This is a genomic window from Streptomyces sp. NPDC006879 (assembly GCF_042869595.1).
Lineage (GTDB): Bacteria > Actinomycetota > Actinomycetes > Streptomycetales > Streptomycetaceae > Streptomyces.
The window spans coordinates 110,655-132,154 of record NZ_JBIAGC010000010.1; the positions used below are offsets into that span (position 1 = coordinate 110,655).

Below are 21,500 nucleotides of genomic sequence, written 5' to 3' on the forward strand. Positions count from 1 at the left end.
CCAGTGAAAGGGGACTCTCGGCTCGGACCGGGCGGGATCAGGGGGTGGGCAGATGGCGTCGGACGAAGTCGATCTCCATCGCGACCTGCTTGATCCGTTCCTCCACCACCAGCGATCCGTGCCCGGCGTCGTACCGGTACACCTCGTGCACCGCCCCGCGCTCGGCCAGCCGTGCCACGTAGTTGTCGATCTGCCGGATCGGGCAGCGCGGATCGTTCAAACCGGCCGCGATGTGCACCGGGGCCCGCACCTCGTCCACGTAGCTGAGCGGGGAAGACGCGGCGAAACGCTCCGGGACCTCCTCCGGGGTGCCACCGAACAGGGTGCGGTCCAGTGCCTTCAGCGCCTCCATCTCGTCGTGGTAGGCGGCGACGTAGTCCGCCACCGGCACCGCGGCCAGCCCGACCGCCCACGCCCGCGGCTCGGTACCGAGGCCGAGCAGCGTCAGATAGCCGCCCCAGGAGCCGCCGGAGAGCACCAGTCGGGCAGGGTCGGCGATGCCCGCGGCCACGGCCCACTCCCGCACCGCCGCGATGTCCTCCAGTTCGATGAGGCCGACCCGGTGCTTGAGGGCGTCGGTCCACTCGCGTCCGTAGCCGGTGGAACCCCGGTAGTTGACCCGTACCACCGCGAAACCGTGGTCCAGCCAGGCGGCCGGGGTCGCCGCGAAGGCGTCACTGTCGTGCCAGGTCGGTCCCCCGTGGATCTCGAAGACGGTCGGGTACGGGCCCTCGGCGCCGGTCGGGCGCTGCACGAGGGCGTGGATGCGCCCGCCGGGTCCCTCCACCCAGGCGTCCTCGACCGGGACGGAAGCCGGGGCCTTCAGCCCGGGCGGGTCCAGGACGGAGCGGCCCGTCGTGGACCGCACGGCAGAGGGCTGGGCCGCCGAGGACCACAGGTACTCGACTGTGCCATCGGGCCGTGCGGTGGCACCGGACACCGTTCCCGCCGGCGTCGCGACCCGCTCCATGAGACGGGAGGCCAGGTCGTAGCGCCACAGTTCGCTGCGCGCCTCGAAGCCGTGCTCGACCAGCAGCGCCGAACCGTCGGGGTACCACTCGGCGCTGACGTCGCCGGGCAGATCGATCGCCAGCTCCAACTCCTCGCCGGTCGACACGTCCCACACCATCGGTTCCCAGCGGCCCCGCCGCTGGTGCCCCACCAGGAGCCGGGCGTCACCCGGGATCGGAGCGAAGCCCAGAACCTCCAGACCGAGCTCCTTGCTGCCGCCCTTGGAATCGTCCAGCTCGGCCACGGTGGCGCCCGCGAGGTCCACCACGCGCAACGCGCTGTGCATCGCGTCGCCGTGCTCGGTGTGCTCGATCGCGATCAGGGTGCCGTCGTGGGAGAGGTCGCCCACGCCGGCCGACTCCTCGTGCCGGTAGATTTCCACCGGTTCCGCCCCGGGCACGGCCACGTGGATGGTCGAGCCGTCCTCGTCCGTGGACCGGCCCACCACCGCGGTGCCGTCCCGCCCCAGCGCGAGCCCCGCCGGGTAGGAGGGGGCCAGGCCGGGTGTCGCCGGCTCGTCCGCGCCGCCCGAGAAGGGCTGGCGCATCCACACTCCGAACTCGTCACCGTCGGTGTCGGAGAACCACCAGATCCATTCTCCGTCGGGGGAGAGGGTCCCGTCGGTGGTCCCGTTCGGCCGGTCGGTGGCCTGTCGCTGCGTCCCGGTCGACCGGTCCCAGGCGTACAGCTCGTAGGTGCCGGTCGCGTTCGAGACGAACAGCGCGCGATCGGAGGCGTCCTCCGCCCAGTCAGGCAGCCCTACGCGTGGCGCCCGGAAGCGCTTCTCCCAGTCGGGCATGGTTTCAGCGTCAGTCATGGCCCCATCCAACCCCACCACCGTGCCACCTGGCGCTGTCCGTCCCGAGGAGGCCCGCGGTGAGGTGGTGGAGCCGATCGGCACCCGCGGTTTCTGCCATGGCCCGGCGGGCGTGCCGGTGCCCGAGATGCCGCGCCGCGGCGCCGGAGGGACAGTGGAAGGTACCTCCGCCGGAGAGGAGACGGACCTATGGCCAAGAAGGCGCACAGCCACTCGTCCCAGCCCGACCCGGAGCGCGCCAAGATCGCCGCTGCTGAGGCACGTGGCAAGGCCGCGGTCCGCGACATCAAGTCGGTGGCGGCCAAGACCCGCGGCATGCAGCAGAGGTCGCAGCAAAAGCGCGGCTGACGCCCCGCCGCCCCGCTCCGTCTCAGGGAGCCGTGCCGATGACCACGGTGGCGCCGAGGTCCTCGTCCTGCTGTACGCGTACCCGGGCGAGGCCCGCTTCGGTCATGGCCGAAGCGGTGTGCTCGGCCTGCCGCCCGCTCGTCTCGATCAGCAGGTGCCCGCCCGGCGCCAGCCACTGTCGTGCTCCGGCGGTCACCCGCCGCTGGATCCGGAGCCCGTCGACGCCGCCGTCCAGTGCCACCCGGGGCTCGTGCAAGCGGGCCTCCGGCGGCAGCAGCGGTATCTCCTGAGTGGGCACGTAGGGGGCGTTCGCCACCAGCACGTCCACCCGGTTGCGCAGCCGTGTGGGCAGCGGGGCGTAGAGGTCCCCGAGGTACGCCCGGGCGTCCTCGATGCCCGCCAGGTTCCGGCGGGCGCAGCGCACCGCCGCGGGCTCCAGGTCCACCGCGTGCAACTCCACCTGATGTTCGCCGGCCAGGACGGCTCCCACCGCACCAGCTCCGCAGCACAGGTCCACCAATACGTTTCGGCTGGTCAGGACTGCTCCCGCCTGTCGGACGAGGAACTCGGTACGCACCCGGGGCACGAACACACCCGGGTCGACGGCCAGTCGCACCCCGCAGAACTCGGCCCAGCCGAGGACGTGCTCAAGGGGCTCGCCGGCGACCCTGCGCCGCACCCCCGCCGCCAAGGCGGCCCCCGGTGCCAGGGTTTGTGTCAGCAGCCGCGCCTCCTCCTCCGCGAACACGCAGCCGGCGGCCCGGAGAGCGCCCACGAGGGCGTCGAATTCCGTCATGGCCGCCACGTTAGAACAATGCGGGCCTTGTCATGGACCCCGCGGGCCGCGGCATGGGGTTCACTCCGACTGTCGTGCCGAGGCCGCGAGCACCGCGATGATCGCCGGGCACGGCATGCTGTGGCCGTGTCTACGATAGCTGCGCACTACCAACAGCCCGATGGGGCAGGCCGGATGGTCGTCTGTGGTGATGACGGGCTGGCCCACCGCCTCGCCGCCGAACTCCGAGACGTGTACCAGGAGCGGGTCACCCTGGTGGTGCCGGCCGCGCGTGATCCGCAGCCCCGGGCGGGGCGGACCAGGCCCCGGAGCTTCGGGCTCTTCGGGCGGGTGCCGATGGCGCGGACGAGGTCGACTGCCGGGGAGCGCCCGGCGGTGCGGGAACTTCGGGTTCTGGAGGCGCCCGAGCCCGACGAGGAGGCCCTGGCCGGGGCCGGGGTGACGGGTGCCGCGGCACTGGCCCTGGTCTACGAGGACGACGAGACCAACGTGCGGGCCGCACTGGTCGCTCGGCGGCTCAATCCGCGGCTGCGGCTGGTGATCCGGCTCTACAACCGCAAACTGGGCCAACACCTGGAGGAGTTGCTGGACCAGGCCGCCATCGTCGCGGAGCCGGGCATCGACCTGCGCGAGCTGGACTCCTCGACGACGGTGCTGTCGGACGCGGACACGGCCGCACCGGCACTCGCGGCCTCCGCGATCGCCGGCACCAGCAAGGTGGTGCAGGCCGACGGTCTGCTGCTGCGTGCGGTGGAACGCACCCCGCCGCGCAGCGGCCGGGTCGCCGATCCGGGCCTGTGCACATTGGCCTTGTTGTCCTCGACCTCCAACGATCCCGCTGGCAGCGAGGGTTCGGAGCTCAGCGGGGACCGCGGCCCGCAACTGCTGCCCGATGACCGGGCGGTGGCGGCGGCAACCGGGCGTGGCATCGTGGCGCTGGAAGCGGTGGCGCATGACCGCCCGGCGGTGTCCGGTCGACGCCTGAGCCCGGTGTCCTTGCCGGTTTCCTCACTGTTCTCGCGACGTCTGAACTGGTCGCTGGCCGGCATCGTGGGGGCCGTCGCCGCGCTGACGGCGGCATCCACCTTGGTTTCCGGTGAGTCCCCGCTGCACGCCGCCTACTTGACCCTGCTCGACATATTCGCCATCAACGACCCGGCGCTGGAGGATGAGACCGAGCGTCAACTCCTCCAGATCCTTGCTGGCTTCGTGGGCCTGCTCCTGCTGCCGGTGCTGGTGGCGGCGGCCCTCGAAGGCTTCGGGGCCTTTCGGACCGCTACGGTCCTGCGGCGCCCGCCGCGCGGGCTGTCCGGACACGTCGTGCTGCTCGGGCTCGGAAAGATCGGCACCCGGGTGTTGGCCCGGCTGCGGGAACTGGATATTCCGGTGGTGTGCGTGGAATCCGACCCGGAGGCGCGCGGACTTGCCCTCGCCCGCCGGCTGCACGTGCCCGTCGTCCTTGGCGATGTCACCGACGAGGGGGTGCTGGAGGCCGCCCGGATCCACCGCGCCCACGCCCTACTGGCGCTGACCAGCGTGGACACCACGAACCTGGAGGCCACGCTGTACGCCAGATCGGTGCGTCCCGACGTGCGGGTGGCGATGCGGTTGTACGACGACGACTTTGCCACCGCCGTCTTCCGCACGCTGCGCGCGGCCCATCCGGCGGCGTTGACCCGCAGTCGCAGCGTCACCCACCTCGCGGCGCCCGCCTTCGCCGGGGCGATGATGGGGCGGCGGGTGCTGGGCGCGATTCCGGTGGAACGGCGGGTCCTGCTGTTCGCCGCCGTGGAGGTGGCGGGTCTGGCACCGTTGGAGGGCCGCACGATCGCCGAGTCCTTCCGTCCCGGTGCTTGGCGGGTGCTGGCCCTGGACACCGCCGCCCCGGAGGACCGGCGGCCGGACCTGTCGGCGGCGCCGGCCGACGACCGGGTGAAGTCCTCCGGACTGGTGTGGGACCTGCACTCCGGCTACGTCCTCAAACCACAGGACCGGGTCCTCATCGCGGCCACCCGGCGGGGTCTGGCCCAGTTGCTCGGCCGCCGGCAGGGACGGCTGGCGGGGGAGGGCGGGCCGGCGGCGGTGACGTAAGGGATTCGTCACCCCGGTAGGTATGGCCGTGTGCGGGTCCCACGGCGTTGAATGCAGACGTCGGACGGACCCGGTCGAATCGAAGGAGCAGGCGTGGAAGAGCACAAGCGGCGCGGACGCAAGTGGGTCGGGGTGCTGGTCGCGGCGACCGTGGTGCTGGGCGTCGGCCTGTACTGGTTCCAGCCGTGGAAGCTCTTCGTCGACGAAACGGTCGAGGAGGCACTGCCGACCGTGGTGCACACCCCGGCCGGCGCCGGCACCGAGCCGCCCACCTCGGATTCCTCCGCGGCGCCGGCTCCGGCCGGACCGGAAGTCCTCACGCAGGGCTCGCTGATCAGCCACGAGCACAGCACCTCGGGCACGGTGAAGCTGATCCGCCTGGCCGACGGTTCGCACACGCTGCGCCTGGAGGACCTCGACACCAGCAACGGGCCGGACCTGCGGGTCTGGTTGACCGATGCTCCCGTCAAGGAGGGCAAGGCGGGTTGGAAGGTCTTCGATGACGGCAAGTACGTGAGCCTGGGCAAGCTCAAGGGCAACAAGGGTGACCAGAACTACGCGGTCCCCGCCGACGTGGACGTGTCCGCCTACACCAGCGTCACCATCTGGTGCGACCGCTTCGACGTCTCCTTCGGCGCCGCGGAGTTGGCCGCGGCCTGACGCCGGTTGTTCCGGGCGTGCGGGCCCGTGCCAGGCTGACCCTGTCGTCGGCGCGCGCGGGGCGCGCTCGGATCGGGGGAGAGCCGTGGTTGAGCAGCAGCACGTCGAGGAGTACTTGACCGGGTACGCCGGGATCCTTCTCGACGCCTGTGCCGCGGGCCGCCGCCTCACCCGCGACGAGTTGGAGCTGCGCCGCACCGAAGGGGAGCGGGCGGCGGAAGCCGGTCTGGGGCTGCGATCCCTGATCCGGGCGCACCTGACTGCCGCGCAGCAAGTACAGCCTGAGGTGCCGGCGCGTGAGGCGGGGTACCTGCTGAAGGCCGTCGAGCTCGCCGTGGACGCGTTCGCCGAGGGCTATGAGCGGGCGCAGCGGTTGGCCGTGCGCCAGCAGGAGGCGGCCCGCCGGGAGTTCATCGACGACCTGCTGTACGGGCGTACCGACCCGGGTCGCCTGGCGGAGCGCGCCGAACGCTTCGGGCTGCGCCTCTCGCAGGCGCACGCGGTGGCGGTGGCGCAGGGCGCCGAGCCCTACGGCGACGGATATCCCGTGGCGCGGGCCATCGAGGCGTCGGTCCTGGCCCGCTTCGGTAACCGCAACCTCCTGCTCACCACGAAGGACGGCAGGCTGCTCTGCGTGGCGCCGGGTGACCAGCCCGAGGTCCTGGCGTACTTCGCGAAGCAGGCGTACGCGGCTACGGACGGTGGCCGGGTCGCGATCGGCCGGACCCATCCGGGGGCGGGCGGGGTGGTCCACTCCTATGAGGAGGCCCTCAACGCGCTGGATCTCGCGGAGCGGATGGCGTTGGAGGGGCCGGTGCTGCACGCTTCGGACCTGCTGGTGTACCCGGTGCTCACCCGCGACCGGCAGGCCATGGCGGATCTGGTGGAGAGCATGTTGGGCCCGTTGCGGCAGGCCCGCGGCGGTGCGCAGCCGTTGATCGACACCCTGAACGCCTATTTCGACAGCGGCTGTGTGGCGACGGACGCGGCGCGCCGGCTCAGTCTGAGTGTGCGGGCACTGACTTATCGCCTGGAGCGCATCCACACCCTCACCCAGGCGGATCCTTCCGACCCCCGCCACCGGTACACCCTGCAGACCGCGGTGATCGGTGCCCGGTTGCTGGGCTGGCCCGGCTCCGGTGCCTGAGGGGGCGGTGCGCCTACGGTCCGGGCGTCCGTTCCGGTGCGGCCGGGTGCTGCGGCTTCGGAGGTGAGGTCCCGCTGGTAGATGTCGGGGATGCCGTCGGCGTCGGCGTCCACGTTCTCCTCCTCCCACAGCTTGCGGTACACGCGGTTGCGACGGCGCAGTACCAGGGTGGCCAGGACGGCCGCGGTGAGGGAGGCGATGAGGACGGCGGCCTTGACGTGCTCACCGACCTCCTGCCCCGGGAAGGCCAGCTCACCGATCAGGAGGGCGACCGTGAAGCCGATCCCGGCCAGCACCGAGAGGCCGAGTACGTCGGCCCACGCCAGGTCGGGGTTGAGCTGCGCCCGGGTGAAGCGGGCCGCGAGGTAGGTACCCAGGAAGATTCCGATGATCTTGCCGAATACGAGGCCGATCACCACACCGAGGGGTTCGGGGGTGGTGAACACCTCGGCGAGGGCGGCGCCGGAGACGCTGACGCCGGCCGCGAAGAGGGCGAACAGGGGGACCGCGACGCCCGCCGAGAACGGGTGCATCCGGTGCGAGACCCGGCTCGCCGGGGAGGAGTCCTCCCCCTTGTCGCGGGTGGTGCGCAGGATCAGGCCCATGGCCACGCCCGCGACGGTGGCGTGGACGCCGCCGTTGTACATCAGCGCCCAGATGGCGATGCCCAGCGGCACGTACCACCACCAGCCGCGCACGCGGAAGCGCTGGAGCAGGTAGAAGACGACGAGTCCGGCGACGGCTCCGCCCAGCGCCCACAGGTTGAGGTCGGAGGTGAAGAAGACGGCGATGATCAGGATGGCGCCGAGGTCGTCCACCACGGCCAGGGTGAGCAGGAAGGCGCGCAGGGCGGCCGGCAGGTGGGTGGAGATGACCGCGAGGACCGCGAGGGCGAAGGCGATGTCGGTGGCCATCGGGACCGCCCAGCCGTCGGGGCTGCCGCCTCCGGCGGCGGCGGTCAGGGCGTAGAGACCGGCCGGTACGACCATGCCGCAGACGGCGGCGATGACCGGTAGCGCGGCGGTGGCGGGGGTGCGCAGCTCGCCGACCACGAGCTCACGCTTGAGTTCGATGCCGGCGACGAGGAAGAAGACGGCGAGCAGGCCGTCGGCGGTCCAGTGTCCGACGGAGAGGTCGAGGCCGAGTGCCGCTATCCCGAAGTGGAAGTCGCGGATCTGCTCGTAGACGTCGCTGAACGGGGTGTTCGCCCAGATCAGTGCCACGACGGCCGCACCGAGGAGGACGAGCCCGCCCACCGTTTCGGTGCGCAGGGCCTCGGTCACGGCTTGGCGCTCGGGCCAGGGAAGGAGGCCGAGGACGGTGCGCTGGCGATTTGCGGCCATGAGGGAGGTACCTCCGGGGCATGGGTGGGAATGGGCACACGGCCCCTAAACGCCGACCAGACTTCCCGGCACACCCTGCGTCATCGCTGCCCCTCCAGCCGTCCTGACGCGTCGTCCCTCACCCTAGCTTGCCCCTGCCGGACGCACCAGGGGACTCCTCACCTGCTCAAACGCATGCGGGCGGGTCCGTCCGTAGCCGGTTCGGCTACGGACGGACCCGCCCGTCACGGGGTACCGCGTGGGTCAGACTGCCCGGCTCAGACGGAGGCCTTGACCGGGTCCTCGTCCTGTCCGGAGTCCTCGGCGGGCTCCTCCTGGCCGGCGTCACGGCGGCGGACGTACGCCAGGAAGCTGTCCAGCTCCCGCTTGACCAGCGGGGCCAGCAGGTACAGGCCGATGATGTTGATGACGGCCAGCATGAAGAGGACCGCGTCAGCCATGTCGATCAGCGTCTGCAGGGTGAGCAGCGAACCGGCGACGGCGAACACCGTGTACAGGACCTTGTAGGTGGTCTCACTGGCCTTGCTGCGGCCGAAGAGGTGCGACCAGGCCTTGAGTCCGTAGTAGCCCCAGGTCAGCACCGTGGAGATGGCGAACAGCAGCACGGCGATGGTGAGGATGTAGGGGAACCAGGGGAGCACGGTTCCGAAGGCGTCGGAGGTGATCGTGACGCCACCGATGGACTCGCCCTTGCGGGCCTCGACCCAGCTCGCCGGGTTGGCGATGACGATGGTCAGGGCGGTCATGGTGCAGATCACGACGGTGTCGATGAACGGCTCCAGCAGGGCGACCAGGCCCTCGCTCGCGGGGTGCTTGGTCTTGACCGCGGAGTGCGCGATCGGGGCGGAGCCCAGGCCGGCCTCGTTGGAGAAGGCGGCCCGCTTGAAACCGATGATCAGGGCACCGAGCACACCACCGGCGACCCCCTGAGGGTTGAAGGCGCCTTCGATGATGGTGGAGACGGCGGCGGGGAGCTCACTGACGTTGACCAGGATGACGGTCAGGCAGGCGACGACGTAGATGCCGGCCATCGCGGGGACCAGCTTGCTGGTCACGGAGGCGATGGAGCGGATGCCGCCGAGGAGCACGATGCCGACGACGGCGGCGATCAGCAGGCCGAAGAACAGGGCGCCGGCGGAGGAGCCGATCGCGCCGTCCTCACCGCCGGTCACGGAGACCAGCTGGGCGTAGGACTGGTTGACCTGGAACAGGTTGCCGCCGAAGAGGCCGAAGAACAGGATCATCGCGGAGGCCAGCACGGCGAGGACCTTGCCGAGGGACTTGCCGCGGGCGCCAAAGCGCTCGGTCAGGCCCTTGGGCAGGTAGTGCATGGGGCCACCGGAGACGGTGCCGTCGGGGTGGACTTCTCGGTACTTCACACCGAGGGTCACCTCGACGAACTTCGTCGCCATGCCCAGCAGGCCGCAGAGGATCATCCAGAAGGTGGCGCCCGGTCCGCCGATGGAGACGGCGACGGCGACACCGGCGATGTTGCCGAGTCCGACGGTGCCGGAGACGGCTGCGGTCAGTGCCTGGAAGTGGTTGACCTCACCGGCCGACCCCTTCTCGTCGTACTTGCCGCGCACCACGTTGAAGGCGAGCCGGAACTTGCGGATCTGGACCAGTCCGAACCAGCCGGAGAAGACCAGACCCGCAACCACGAGCCAGGCGACGATCAGCGGAAGATCGGTGCCCCCCACGGACACGGAATAGAAGACGACGTCCCCGAGCCATTTGGCTATGGGCTCGAAGAGACCGCTGACGGATTCGTCGACGGAGCTGGTGATGGAGTCGAGTGACATCAGGCTTTACCTCGATGGCGCAGAACCGGCGCAGTGCGGTGCGTCGGTGTGAGTGCGGGCTTGAGCGAACGCCGTTGTCCGATCGGCGACTCTGAGGGCGTTGGTCCGCGGACTCGGACCTCTGCCCCGGTCGTGCTGAGCCGGTGCGTGCCGGCGGCTCCGTCCGTGAGCTAGGGGTGGTGCCGAAACGGAGTTGCGCATTCATAGCACGCCCCTTACGTGATCTTTAGTGACGTGGATCACAGGGAGGTCCCGCGGGCCCGAGAACGCCAGGGCCGGTGACTCGATCGTTATCCGGATCTGAGGTTCAGCTGAGCGAACGGCTTGCGACTAAACGTCCGCTTAGCGGTGCACGTTCGGGGTGGGGTGGGGCCGCGAGGTCGGCATGTGGAGTGCATAAAGATTGCCGGAGGTCGGCAATGCGCCCAGTTGGCTTCCCTTGCAAGGATGGTCAAGGGGGGAAACGGGGGACGGCCTCGATGCCGGGGGGTGGAAACGCTCCCCGGCATCAAAGCTGCCATTGCCTGGCCCGGGGCAGGGAACCGAGCAAGTGGACCGAGCCAGCAGACGGAGCAAGAGGGGGAGAACGGTGAACGAGTTCCTAGAGGCCTCGTGCGGTTTTCCGGCGGTCCTCTTCAGCACCGTGCTGATCGTGACCGTGGGCTTCTGGCTGCTGGTGCTCTGCGGGGCGGTCGAGCACGACGCCTTCGACGGCGACGTGGACGGCAACCTGCTGGGGACGGCCGAGGGCGTCCCGGTGGCGGTCGCCGTGTCCCTGATGAACGCCCTCGCCTGGTTCACCAGCCTCACCGGGAGCATCCTGCTGCACCGCTCCGGAATCGAGGGGTCGATGTACGCCGCCGCGGCCACCGCAGTCCTGCTGCTCTCCCTCTTCCTTGCCTGGTGCGTGAGCCTGTTACTGCTCCGTCCCCTGGCCAGCCGCCTGGCCGTGCAGCCCGAGCACTTTCGAGAGGACTTCCTCGGACTGACCTGCACCATCCGCACCGGGCGGGTGGACCAGCAGTTCGGTCAGGCCGAGGCGGCAGCACGGGACGGGTCCACCGCGCTCCTCCAGGTCCGCCAGAGCGGGGACGGCGACTCGCTGACGCTCGGTAGCACCGGGCTGTTGTACGCCTACGACGAAGCCGGCGAGTTCTTCTGGGTCGCGCCCTATGACAGCGCGCTCGATCCCCGCACCGCCCGCTGAGCGCCCGCTCCACCCTTCAGCACACCTCCACCGCTAGGACTTCACCATGGATGCCATCTCCTTGGGCATCGGCGTGCTCATCGCCGTTGTCCTGCTCATCGCGGTCGGCTTGCTCTTCGTGGTCAGCCGGCTCTTCCGCAAGGTCGAACAGGGCAAGGCACTGATCGTCTCCAAGATGCGGAAGGTCGACGTCACCTTCACCGGTCAGGTCGTGCTGCCCGTGCTGCACAAGGCCGAGGTCATGGACATCTCGGTGAAGACCATCGATATCAGCAGGACCGGCCAGGACGGCTTGATCTGCCGGGACAACATCCGCGCGGACATCCGGATCTCCTTCTTCGTCCGGGTCAACAAGACCGTCGAGGACGTCATCAAGGTCGCGCAGGCCATCGGGACCGCCCGGGCCAGTGACAAGGCCACCTTGCAGGAACTGTTCAACGCCAAGTTCTCCGAAGCCCTCAAGACAGTCGGCAAGCAACTCGACTTCGCCGACCTCTACACCAAGCGCGAGGAACTCCGGGACCGCATCATCGAGGTCATCGGTACCGACCTCAACGGCTACAGCCTGGAGGACGCGGCCATCGACTACCTGGAGCAGACTCCGCTCCAGCAACTGGACTCCTCCAACATCCTGGACGCCCAGGGCATCCGCAAGATCACCGAACTGACCGCCATCGAGCACGTGCGGACCAACGAGTTCCAGCGCACCGAGGAGAAGGAGATCACCCGGCAGAACGTCGACGCCCGGGAAGCCATCCTCGAACTGGAGCGCCGGCAGGCCGACGCGGAGATCAAGCAGCGCCGGGAGATCGAGACCGTCCGGGCCCGCGAAGAGGCCGAGACCCAGCGGGTCCAGGAGGAAGAGCGGCTGCGCGCGCAGAGCGCCTTCCTGCGGACCGAGGAACAGCTCGGCGTGCAGCGCGAGAACCAGGCCCGTGAAGTCGCGGTGGCGGAGAAGAACCGCGAGCGGGTCATCGCCATCGAGACCGAGCGCATCGAGAAGGACCGTCAGCTGGAAGTCATCGCCCGGGATCGGGAGACCTCCCTGACGCGCATCTCGGCTGAGAAGGAGGTCGAGGCCGAGCGCCGGGACATCGCAGAGGTCATCCGGGAGCGGGTCGCGGTGGACCGCACGGTCGCCGAACAGGAGGAGTCCATCAAGCGGCTGCGGGCCGTGGAGGAGGCCGAGCGCAACCGGCAGGCCGTGGTCATCGCGGCCGAGGCCGAGGCGCAGGAAAGGCTCGTCAAGGACATCAAGGCTGCGGAGGCCGCCGAGCAGGCCGCGGTGCACCGAGCGGCCGAAGAGATCACCCTCGCCGAGGCCAGGGTCAAGGCCGCCGATCTCGACGCCCAGGCCAAGCTGCGGCTCGCCGAAGGCACCCAGGCCGAAGCGGCAGCACCCGGGCTCGCCGCCGTGCAGGTCCGCGACAAGGAAGCCGACGTCATCGAGAAGGCGGGGCTGGCGGAAGCCGAAGCCACCGAGGCGCGGCTGAAGGCCCAGGCGGCCGGTACCCGGGCGCAGGCCCTGGCGGATGCCGAGGCCATCGGCGAGAAGCTGAAGGCGGAAGCCGCGGGTCTGACCGAGAAGGCCGCCGCGATGGCCGCCCTCGACGAGGCCTCCCGTACCCACGAGGAGTACCGGCTGCGGCTGGAGGCGGAGAAGGAGGTCAAGCTGGCCGGCCTCGAAGTCCAGCGGCAGGTGGCCGAAGCGCAGGCGATGGTCGTCACGGCAGGCCTGGAGAAGGCCGACATCAGCATCGTCGGCGGGGACTCCGTCTTCTTCGACCGCCTGATGTCCTCGATCTCCCTCGGCAAGGGCGTGGACGCCTTCGTGCAGCACTCCGACACCGCGCAGACCCTCGCCAAGCCGTGGCTCGACGGAACCTCGGACTTCACCGAGGACCTGACCCGCGTCCTGAGCTCGGCCTCTACCGCCGACGTGCAGAACCTCACGGTTTCCGCGCTGCTGATGAAGCTGATGCAGGGGACCGGCGCGCCTTCCGGTCAGCTTGGCGAACTCCTTGACAAGGCAGGGAAGTTGGGGATCGCCGACCTTCCGATCGCGCAGCTGGGCGCCGGCCTCAACGGGACGGCCAAGGTCTGACACCCCTTCCGGGGCCGCCGGCACGGGGCGGCGGCCCCGGTCTCCCCCGCCCCCGCCGGCACGGGGCGGCGGGGGCGGGACCCACCCGCGCCCGCCGCACACCAGCAGCCGAACCCCGCCGACACCGCACGCACTCGCAGGGAGCCACACCATGACCAGCACGCCGACCATGGACGCGGGCACCTACGAGGTGCTGCGGGACCGGCTCGCCGCACAGGCCGCCGAGCTGGCCCGGCGCGCCGAAACCCTCAACACCCGCCGCGTCGAGGAGTTCGGTTCCACCGGCCTGGCGCTCGAAGGCACCGGGCGCATCCACACCGAGGTCGGCTGCGTGCCCCGGGACGTCCTGGCCGTCGGCGACAGCCTCCTGTTCGGCTACAACCTGGTGCCGGGGCGCGGACCCGAGACCTCCGTCGGCGACGTCTTCGCGCTCCACGACCGCGAGCTGAACCCGCTGCCGCCGCAGGCCGTCCCAGGGCTGCTGGACGACCCCGATTTCGTCCGTGAGTTCGCCGCCCTGCACCGCTACTACCGACAGACCCGGCTCCTCCAACTGCGCCGTCTCGACGGCAAGATCCTCGCCGTCTTCCAGACCGGGGAGAAGAGCGAGGACATCAAGGTCCTGCGCTGGACCCTGGCGGCGGACGGATCCGTGGCCTTCCTGGACGCGCGCGGTGAACGCGACCACGTCTTCCCGCCCTCCCACGAGGTCGAGTGGACCACCGCAGCCCGCGAGGACCACGTCCTGGGCCGCCACCCGCACGTGTCCATCGAGGGCCGGGTCTATGTGGCCATGGTCGGTGGCACCCTCACCGTCAAGGCCGAGGACGACACGGAGACCGCGCAGGGGATCTACTCGGAGCCGGTCGAGGAGGCGCTGCAGTCCCTCGCCGACGCCGACATCGAGTACGCCGGGGTGGGCCCGCTGACCCTGCTGCGGGTGCGCCCGTACAAGGAGGAGACCCACCGGTACCTGGTGCACAGCGCCACCACCGGCACCGTGGTCCGACTGGATGGCATCGGCCGGGCCGTGCGTCGGCTCCCCGAGGACCAGGGAATCGTCTTCCCCGATGGCTACCACCTGGCCACGGGCACCGCCAGGACCTTCGACACCGACGCGGAGCTGCAGTCGGCCCTGGAGTTCGAGCGGGCCGTGCGCTCACCCAACGGTGAGGACGTGCTCTACGTCTTCCACGCCCGCGCCACCGGCCGTAGCCTGCTCCTCTCCTACAACCTCATCCGCAAGGAGCTCGCCAGCCCGCTCGCCTGCCACGGCCACGCCCTCTTCGACGACGGCACCCTGCTGGTGCTGCGCGCCGACGCCGCCGAGCCCGCCCGGGTGCACCCCGTCCAGCGATGGAGCTCCCCGTACGTCAGCGACACCCACGCCGCCGCCCGCCCTACTGGCGCCGGCGAGCTGGCCCGGCTCGGCAACGCCGACCTGGTCCGCGGTATCTCCGACTGCCTGTCGATCGCCGCCGGCGTGCGCGATATGCCGCCGGGCACCGAGGTGTACGAGAGCCTCGTCGCCGCCTGCGTGCGGGCCGCCGACCACCACCACTGGCTCGCTGACCCGGCCGTAGGTGACCTGAGCGGCCCGCTGGAGGAAGTCCGTGCCACCGCCACCCAGGTGCTGGCCGAGTTCCGCACGGTGCAGACCCTGACCCGGCGCGCCGCCGACGCCCTGGGCGAGGCGGCCATGCAGGTCGCTTCCCTGGTCCGTCGCATCCGCGGCGAGGCGCCGGCGGACACCGGCGACTGGGTGGACCGGCTCACCGAGCTGCGCCGCGCCCAGGGGCACCTGCTCACGCTCAAGGAGATGCGGTACGCCGACACCGACCGCATCGACGCGCTGGCCGTCGACGTGGAGCACGACATCGCCTCCTTCGCTGGCCGCGCGGTGGCCTTCCTGGAGCGTCCGGACGCCTTCGCCCCCTACCACGCGGACGTCGAGCGGCTCGCCGAGGAAGCCGGCGCGGTGGCCAGCACCGCTGAGGCCGCCCCACTGGCCGCCCGGCTGGACGAGCTGACCGAGGGCCTGGGCAACGTCACCGAAGTGGTCACCGGCCTCGACATCGGCGACACCACCGTCCGTACCGCCATCCTGGGGCGGATCGCCGCAGTCCTCGGCGGGGTCAACCGTGTGCGCGCCCTCCTCGATGCCCGTCGACGAGAACTCCTCTCCCAGGAAGGGCGGGCCGAGTTCGCCGCGGAGTCCGCTCTGCTCGGCCAGGCCGTCACCGGGGCGCTCGCCGCCGCGGACACGCCCGAGGGTTGTGAGGAGCAGCTCTCCAGGCTGCTGCTGCGCGTGGAGGACCTGGAATCCAGGTTCGCGGACTCAGAGGGCTTCCTCACCGAACTGGCCGCCAAGCGCACCGAGGTGTACGAGGCGTTCTCCGCCCGCCGCCAGACCCTCCAGGACGACCGGGCCCGCCGCGCCGAACGGCTCGCCGAATCCGCCGCCCGGGTCCTGGAGACCGTCACCCGTGGGGCCGCCACCTTGGCCGACCCTGACGAGGTCAGCACCTTCTTCGCCTCGGACCCGATGGTGGCCAAGGTCCGACGCACCGCCGAGGAACTGCGCGAAATCGGTGAGCGGACCAGGGCGGAGGAACTCGACGGCCGCATCAAGTCGGCCCGCCAGGGAGCCGTCCGGGCCCTGCGCGACCGCACGGAGTTGTACGCGGACGGCGGCCGGACGCTCCGCCTGGGCCGCCATCGGTTCGCGGTCAACACCCAGCCGCTGGAGCTCACCTTGGTGCCGCAGGGCGAGGAGTTGGCCTTCGCCCTGACCGGCACCGACTACCGCTCCCCGGTCACCGACCCCGAATTCACCGCCACCCGTCGATTCTGGGGGCAGACACTCCCCTCGGAGAACCACGAGGTGTACCGCGCGGAGTTCCTCGCGGTCCGGCTGCTCGCTGAGCACGGTCCCGAGGCACTGGCCGCCGCGGACCTGCCGCCCCTCGTCCGCCAGGCCGCCGAGGCAGCCCTGGACGAGGGCTACGAAAGGGGCGTCCACGACCACGACGCCACCGTCATCCTGACCGCGCTGCTGGAGCTGCACCAGAACGCCGGGCTGCTGCGCTACCCGCCGAAGGCGCGCGCAGCGGCGCAGCTCTTCTGGGAGCACCGTACGACCGCCGAGAGCCGCACGCGCTGGGCCGGCCGAGCCGCTTCGCTGGCCCGAGCCCGCGACACCTTCGGGCTGGTGACTGCGATCACCGACTTCCAGGGGGAGCTGGCCCGGGCCATGGGCGGCGACGATGGGCCGGTTGCCGCCGAGTATCTCTTCGAGGAGCTGGCGGGCAGCCCGGAGGGGTTCGTCACCAGCGCCACCGCGCGCACCCTGCTGGAGAAGTTCCGCCGTGCGCTGGACACCGCGGCGTACCAGGAGAGCCTGTGCGCGCTCGAAGAGCCCGCGGACCGGCAACAGGTCGTGGAGGCCTGGTTGGGCGCGTACACGTCCGCGTCCGGCGAGGACGTGAGCGTCGGCGACCTGGCCGAGGCGGTGGCCGTCGAACTCTGCGGTGGGCTCGCCCGCTACGACTCGGACGCGGCCTTGACCCTGCGGGTCGAGGGGCTGCTTGGCCGGCATCCGCGCATCGCCGGCCGTACCTTGACCGTCCGCATCGACGAACTGCTCACCCGCACCAGGGCGTTCACCGCCGACACGGTGGCGGGGTTCCGCGACTACCAGCGGCGGCGCACCGCGCTGGTTGCCTCGGAGCGCACCCGGCTGCGGCTGGACGACTACCGGCCGGAGGTCATGTCGGCTTTCGTCCGGAGCCGGCTCCTGGACGAGGTCTGCCTCCCCCTGATCGGGGACAACCTGGCCAAGCAGCTCGGTACCGCGGGCGATTCGAAGCGCACCGACAGCAACGGCCTGCTGCTGCTCGTCTCCCCGCCGGGCTACGGCAAGACGACGCTGATGGAGTACGTGGCCGACCGCCTCGGCCTGGTCCTGGTCAAGGTCAACGGCCCGGCGCTCGGGCACGCGGTCACCTCGCTCGATCCGGACGAGGCACCGAACGCCACGGCCCGGCAAGAGGTCGAGAAGATCAACTTCGCTCTTGAGGCCGGCAACAACACCCTGCTCTACCTCGACGACATCCAGCACACCTCGCCGGAGCTGCTCCAGAAGTTCATCTCGCTGTGCGACGCCACCCGCCGGATGGAGGGCGTCTGGAACGGCCGAGCGCGCACCTACGACCTGCGCGGCAAGCGCTTCGCGGTCTGCATGGCCGGCAACCCCTACACCGAGTCCGGCCAGCGCTTTCGTATCCCGGACATGCTCGCCAACCGCGCCGACGTCTGGAACCTCGGCGACGTCCTGACCGGCAAGGAGGACGCCTTCGCGGTCAGCTTCATCGAGAACGCCCTGACCTCCCACCCCGTACTCGCCCCGCTCGCCGGTCGGGAACGCGCCGACCTCGACCTGCTGCTACGTCTGGCCGAACGGGACCCGGCGGCCCGGGCCGACCGCCTGGCGCACCCCTACCCGCCGGCCGAACTGGAGCAGGTCCTCGCGGTGCTGCGCCACCTGTTGACCGCCCGTCGGACGGTCCTGGCGGTCAACGAGGCGTACATCGCCTCGGCTGCCCGGAGCGACGCCACCCGCACGGAGCCGCCATTCCTGCTGCAAGGCTCGTACCGCAACATGAACAAGATCGTGGCCCGGATCGACCCGGTGATGAACGCCGCGGAACTGACCGCGGTCGTCGACGACCACTACACGGGCGAGGCCCAGACCCTCACCTCCGGGGCGGAGGCCAACCTCCTCAAACTCGCCGAACTGCGCGGCACCCTCACCCGGGAGCAGGCGCTGCGCTGGGAAGCGGTCAAGGCAGCCTACGTGCGGACCCAGGCACTCGGTGGCCGGACCGAGGACCCGCTGGCCCGTGCGGTGGCCGCGCTGGGACTCCTCGCTGACCGGGTGGCCGCGGTGGAGTCCGCCATCACCCGTGCTGGCGACCCCCGCCACCGCTTGGCGAGGCCGCCCCGCACCGGATCCGACCCCACCCGGGGCGCCTGACCCACGGTGGCGCGGAGGTCACCGGCAGAACACTGGCACCCGCTGGACCATGTTGTTGCCGAAACCACCTCGGTTCCAAGGCTGTTCGAGGGGCTGGGCGTGACCTTCCGCGTCGAACGCCCGGACGGTCAGGGTGTGGTGTCCGGGCGTGGCCGTCCACTGCGCCCGCCAGGCCTGCCAGGCCTTGCGGTGTGCCCCTGGTGGGGTCACCTCGGCGAGGGTCCAACTGCGCCCTCCGTCGGAACTGAGCGTCACCTGGGTGACGGGCCCGAAGCCCGACCAGGTCCGGCCTTCCAACCGGACTGGGCCGGCGGGCACGATCCGGGTGCGCGTGAGGAAGTCGGGGAAGCCCGGCGGGACCATCAGGGCCCGTGGCGCGATCCGGGTCACCGGTTCGCCGGCGTCCTCGGGGTGTTGTCGGTAGCGGTAGGCGACGGACTGCTGGAAACCGGTGAACGCGGTGTCCACCACTGAGATGTCCCGCAGCCATTTCACATGCGCCATTCCGTACCAGCCGGGGACGATCAACCGCAGTGGATGACCGTGCTGGGGCGGTAGCGGTTGTCCGTTCATCTCGAAGGCCAACAGCACGTCCGCGTCCACCGGCAGCGGCAGACTGCGCTGGTAGTCCTGCTCCACGCCCCGTTCGACACCGTGGTCGGCGCCCGTGAACACGGCCTCCACGCTCCCCGGCGACGGGCCGGCCTCGGCGAGGACGGCCCGCAACGGGACCCCCGTCCAGTCGGTTGTGCCCACAGCCTCCACCAGCCAGGGCTGACTGATCGGCCGGGGGGCCAAGAGGGCGCGCCCGTTGCCGGCGCACTCCATCGTGACGCGCCGGGTGACCGCGGGCAGCGCGGTGAGCTCCGCCATGTCCATGGCCAGCGGATTGCGGACCTCGCCGCCGACGGTGAGCCGCCAGTCGGCCGGTGCGGCCGGGATGTCGTAGTGGACCAGCACATAGTGCAAACCGGGGGGCGTGACCTCGTAACGCAGGGCCTCCAGGGGCAGCCCGTGGTTGCGGGTCGCCAGCGCGAGTTCCTCTTCGCTGATGCCCTCCCCCGACTCGGCCACCCGCGCCGCGCCGCTGATCTGGCTGAGCGATCTCGGGTCCATCCCCCCATCCTCGCGCGGGCCCCTCCCCGGGGCATCTCGCACCGCCTCTGGTGGTCAGGGCGTGAACAGGGGGTCCGGTGTGCCGCTCTCGGCGTAGTGCTTCAGCCGGGTCATCAGCTGACCCCAGGTCTCGCTGATCATCGGGATCTCGCTCTCCCCGTCCGGGAAGCCGCTGTGGGAGAAGGCCACCCGGGTGCCTCCGGACGTCTCGGTGAGGTCCCAGCTGATGGTGGTGCCGGCCCAGTGCGGCGGGAAGGCGCCCACGCTGAGCCAGACCACGCGCTCTTCGTCGGCGCGGTCGCGGCGGAGTTGGAAGGGCTCGGGCACGCCGGGGAAGTCGAAGAACAGGATCTCGCCCTTGCGGTTCACACCGGTGGTCCACCAGCCGGTGAGCCCTTCGTGGGTGTTGAGCGCCTCCAGGACGCGGGCCGGCGCGGTGGCGATCTCGGTTTCGTAGGTGATCGCGGCCATGGCGTCCTCCCGGTGGTGCGAGGGAATTTACTTAAGTTCAGACTAAAATAACTCTCCGTGGAGGGGCAAGCTGGAGGCTGGACTAAAATTCCCCCATGGACGCGGTTCAGGTCATAGCGGAACCCAGGCGGCGCGAGATACTCCGGCTGATCTGGGACGAGGAGCTCTCCGCGGGCGAGATAGCCGCCCGCTTCAACGTCACCTTCGGCGCAGTCTCCCAGCACCTGAAGGTCCTACGTGACACCCACCTGGTCACCTTGCGCAAGGACGGGACCAGGCGCTTCTACCGGGCCGACCGGGAAGCGCTGGGCCCGCTCGCCGACTACCTCCAGTCCATGTGGGCAGCCAAGCTCGACACCCTGGCCAAGCTGGCCGAAGAGGCCGAAGAGGCCGGAGATGCGTCATGACGACTCCCAACTTCACCGTCACCCTCGAACGGCACATCAGGGCAAGCCCGGAGACGGTGTTCGACTTCTTCACCGACCGGGACAAATGGCTGTCCTGGATGGGCGCCGACGGCGCGTTCTCCTTCGTACCCGGCGGCTCCTACCGCACCAGGGTCAACGGGGAACACATCGCCTCCGGGCGCTTCCTGGTCGTGGAGCCCCCCGAACGGCTCGTCCTCACCTGGGGCTGGGAGGGCGGCCCGACGCCGGTGCCACCCGGCTCCAGCACGGTGGAGATCACCCTGGAGCCCGACGGGGACGGCACCTTGCTGCGCCTCGTGCACAGCGGGCTCCCCTCCTCCGGGGCGTGCGAGGCGCACGCTGAGGGCTGGCGCCACTATCTGGGCCGGCTCTGCCAGCGCGCCGAGGGCGGGAACCCGGGACCGGACGGATGGATGCAGCAGCCCGGGGGCTGAGCGCGCCGCCTCCCTCAGCCGGCGACGAAGTCGGCCTGTACGCCCTGCACCAGGCGGGTGCGCAAGGTCGAGGCGAAGTCCTCCGCCCGGGCCAGCTGCTCGCGCAGGTCAGCCACCCGGGCGCTGGCGTCCCGCTCGAAAACGCTGATCCGTTCGATCAGTTCCGCACGTTCCCCGGTCGCGCCGGGCCCGGCCGCGTCAAGCCGGTCCGTGGCGTCGAGCAGGTCACGCATCTGGTCGAGGGAGAAGCCGAGCGGCTTCATGCGCCGGATCACCATCAGTCGCTGTACGTCCGTCTCGGTGTACAGCCGGAACCCGCCCTGGCTCCGGGCGGAGGGCGTGACCAGCCCGGACTCCTCGTAGTGCCGGATCGTGCGCAGGGACAGCTCGGTACGCGCGGCCACCTCGCCGATCTGCATGTGCTCAAAGTCCACGCGGCCCGGATCCTCTCGCTTCTGTGGCGGCGGCCGGGGGACCGCACTGATCTCTACTCTAACGTTAGGGTAGAGTTGCTGCGGTCGAGGGTGGTCTCGTGACGCCCTCACCATCGCCGCGGGCCTCCGGGTCCGTACGGTGCGCCGGGGTCGACGACGCTCCCGGCGGACGGCCCGTCGACATTCTGCAAGGGGACAGCGTGCGCACCTATCCGGCGCCCGGCTCCGCCACTTGCCCGCCGTGACGTAGCGCTGA

At 70.7% G+C, this 21,500-nt stretch carries 15 protein-coding genes and 1 pseudogene; 9 read left to right on the forward strand and 7 right to left on the reverse strand.

From position 1 onward, the window contains the following. Window positions 1-37 precede the first annotated feature (37 nt). Window positions 38-1,828, reverse strand: a complete 1,791-nt coding sequence (locus ACFYMC_RS11055) for a prolyl oligopeptidase family serine peptidase (protein WP_388522142.1) — start codon at window positions 1,826-1,828, stop codon at window positions 38-40. 189 nt (window positions 1,829-2,017) lie between these two features. On the opposite strand from ACFYMC_RS11055, the gene ACFYMC_RS11060 reads away from it, so the two are divergent. Further along, window positions 2,018-2,176 carry a hypothetical protein gene (locus ACFYMC_RS11060; RefSeq protein ID WP_388522145.1) on the forward strand — a complete coding sequence of 53 codons (159 nt, stop codon included), beginning with the start codon at window positions 2,018-2,020 and terminating at the stop codon, window positions 2,174-2,176. Window positions 2,177-2,198: 22 nt separating this feature from the next. Here ACFYMC_RS11060 and ACFYMC_RS11065 read toward each other — a convergent pair whose 3' ends face one another. Next, window positions 2,199-2,972 carry a putative protein N(5)-glutamine methyltransferase gene (locus ACFYMC_RS11065; RefSeq protein ID WP_388522148.1) on the reverse strand — a complete coding sequence of 258 codons (774 nt, stop codon included), beginning with the start codon at window positions 2,970-2,972 and terminating at the stop codon, window positions 2,199-2,201. Between the two features lie 174 nt (window positions 2,973-3,146). Here ACFYMC_RS11065 and ACFYMC_RS11070 point away from each other — a divergent pair, with 174 nt between their 5' ends. The 3 genes from ACFYMC_RS11070 to ACFYMC_RS11080 all read left to right on the forward strand — a co-directional run bounded on the left by ACFYMC_RS11070 (window position 3,147) and on the right by ACFYMC_RS11080 (window position 6,870). Next, the gene (locus tag ACFYMC_RS11070) at window positions 3,147-5,063 is read left to right on the forward strand and encodes a potassium channel family protein (RefSeq protein ID WP_388522305.1); all 1,917 of its coding nucleotides are present in this window, start codon (window positions 3,147-3,149) and stop codon (window positions 5,061-5,063) included. Window positions 5,064-5,156: 93 nt separating this feature from the next. Further along, a complete protein-coding gene (locus tag ACFYMC_RS11075) occupies window positions 5,157-5,723 on the forward strand; it encodes a DM13 domain-containing protein (protein ID WP_388522151.1) in 567 nt (188 codons plus the stop codon). 85 nt (window positions 5,724-5,808) lie between these two features. Then, window positions 5,809-6,870 (forward strand): PucR family transcriptional regulator, encoded by a 1,062-nt coding sequence (locus ACFYMC_RS11080; protein ID WP_388522154.1) that lies wholly within the window; start codon window positions 5,809-5,811, stop codon window positions 6,868-6,870. Between the two features lie 71 nt (window positions 6,871-6,941). On the opposite strand, the pseudogene nhaA reads toward ACFYMC_RS11080, so the two are convergent. Next, window positions 6,942-8,213 (reverse strand): annotated as a pseudogene (gene nhaA, locus ACFYMC_RS11085) (Na+/H+ antiporter NhaA); the annotation flags it as partial. Window positions 8,214-8,470: 257 nt separating this feature from the next. Continuing rightward, window positions 8,471-10,015 carry an alanine/glycine:cation symporter family protein gene (locus ACFYMC_RS11090; RefSeq protein WP_388522156.1) on the reverse strand — a complete coding sequence of 515 codons (1,545 nt, stop codon included), beginning with the start codon at window positions 10,013-10,015 and terminating at the stop codon, window positions 8,471-8,473. A 589-nt stretch (window positions 10,016-10,604) separates the two neighbouring features. Between ACFYMC_RS11090 and ACFYMC_RS11095 the strand changes: the two genes are divergently transcribed. The 3 genes from ACFYMC_RS11095 (at window position 10,605) to ACFYMC_RS11105 (ending at window position 18,361) form a co-directional block, all read left to right on the forward strand. Continuing rightward, complete coding sequence (locus tag ACFYMC_RS11095; RefSeq protein WP_388522158.1) at window positions 10,605-11,222, forward strand: hypothetical protein; 618 nt, start codon at window positions 10,605-10,607, stop codon at window positions 11,220-11,222. A gap of 46 nt (window positions 11,223-11,268) precedes the next feature. After that, entirely contained in the window at window positions 11,269-13,326 is a 2,058-nt protein-coding gene (locus tag ACFYMC_RS11100) for a flotillin family protein (RefSeq protein WP_388522161.1), read from the forward strand. Between the two features lie 151 nt (window positions 13,327-13,477). Further along, window positions 13,478-18,361 (forward strand): DNA repair ATPase, encoded by a 4,884-nt coding sequence (locus ACFYMC_RS11105; RefSeq protein WP_388522164.1) that lies wholly within the window; start codon window positions 13,478-13,480, stop codon window positions 18,359-18,361. 18 nt (window positions 18,362-18,379) lie between these two features. Here the strand turns inward: ACFYMC_RS11105 and ACFYMC_RS11110 are convergent, their stop codons facing one another. After that, the gene (locus ACFYMC_RS11110) at window positions 18,380-19,477 is read right to left on the reverse strand and encodes a sulfite oxidase (RefSeq protein WP_388522166.1); all 1,098 of its coding nucleotides are present in this window, start codon (window positions 19,475-19,477) and stop codon (window positions 18,380-18,382) included. Window positions 19,478-19,531: 54 nt separating this feature from the next. Continuing rightward, window positions 19,532-19,948, reverse strand: a complete 417-nt coding sequence (locus ACFYMC_RS11115) for an SRPBCC domain-containing protein (RefSeq protein ID WP_388522169.1) — start codon at window positions 19,946-19,948, stop codon at window positions 19,532-19,534. 95 nt (window positions 19,949-20,043) lie between these two features. Between ACFYMC_RS11115 and ACFYMC_RS11120 the strand changes: the two genes are divergently transcribed. Beyond that, window positions 20,044-20,355, forward strand: a complete 312-nt coding sequence (locus ACFYMC_RS11120; RefSeq protein WP_388522171.1) for an ArsR/SmtB family transcription factor — start codon at window positions 20,044-20,046, stop codon at window positions 20,353-20,355. Beyond that, window positions 20,352-20,810, forward strand: coding sequence for an SRPBCC domain-containing protein (locus tag ACFYMC_RS11125; protein ID WP_388522174.1), 459 nt, complete (start codon window positions 20,352-20,354; stop codon window positions 20,808-20,810). The genes ACFYMC_RS11120 and ACFYMC_RS11125 overlap by 4 nt, the downstream gene beginning before the upstream one ends. Window positions 20,811-20,824: 14 nt before the next feature. On the opposite strand, the gene ACFYMC_RS11130 is transcribed toward ACFYMC_RS11125, so the two are convergent. Then, entirely contained in the window at window positions 20,825-21,244 is a 420-nt protein-coding gene (locus tag ACFYMC_RS11130) for a MerR family transcriptional regulator (RefSeq protein WP_388522177.1), read from the reverse strand. Window positions 21,245-21,500 lie beyond the last annotated feature (256 nt).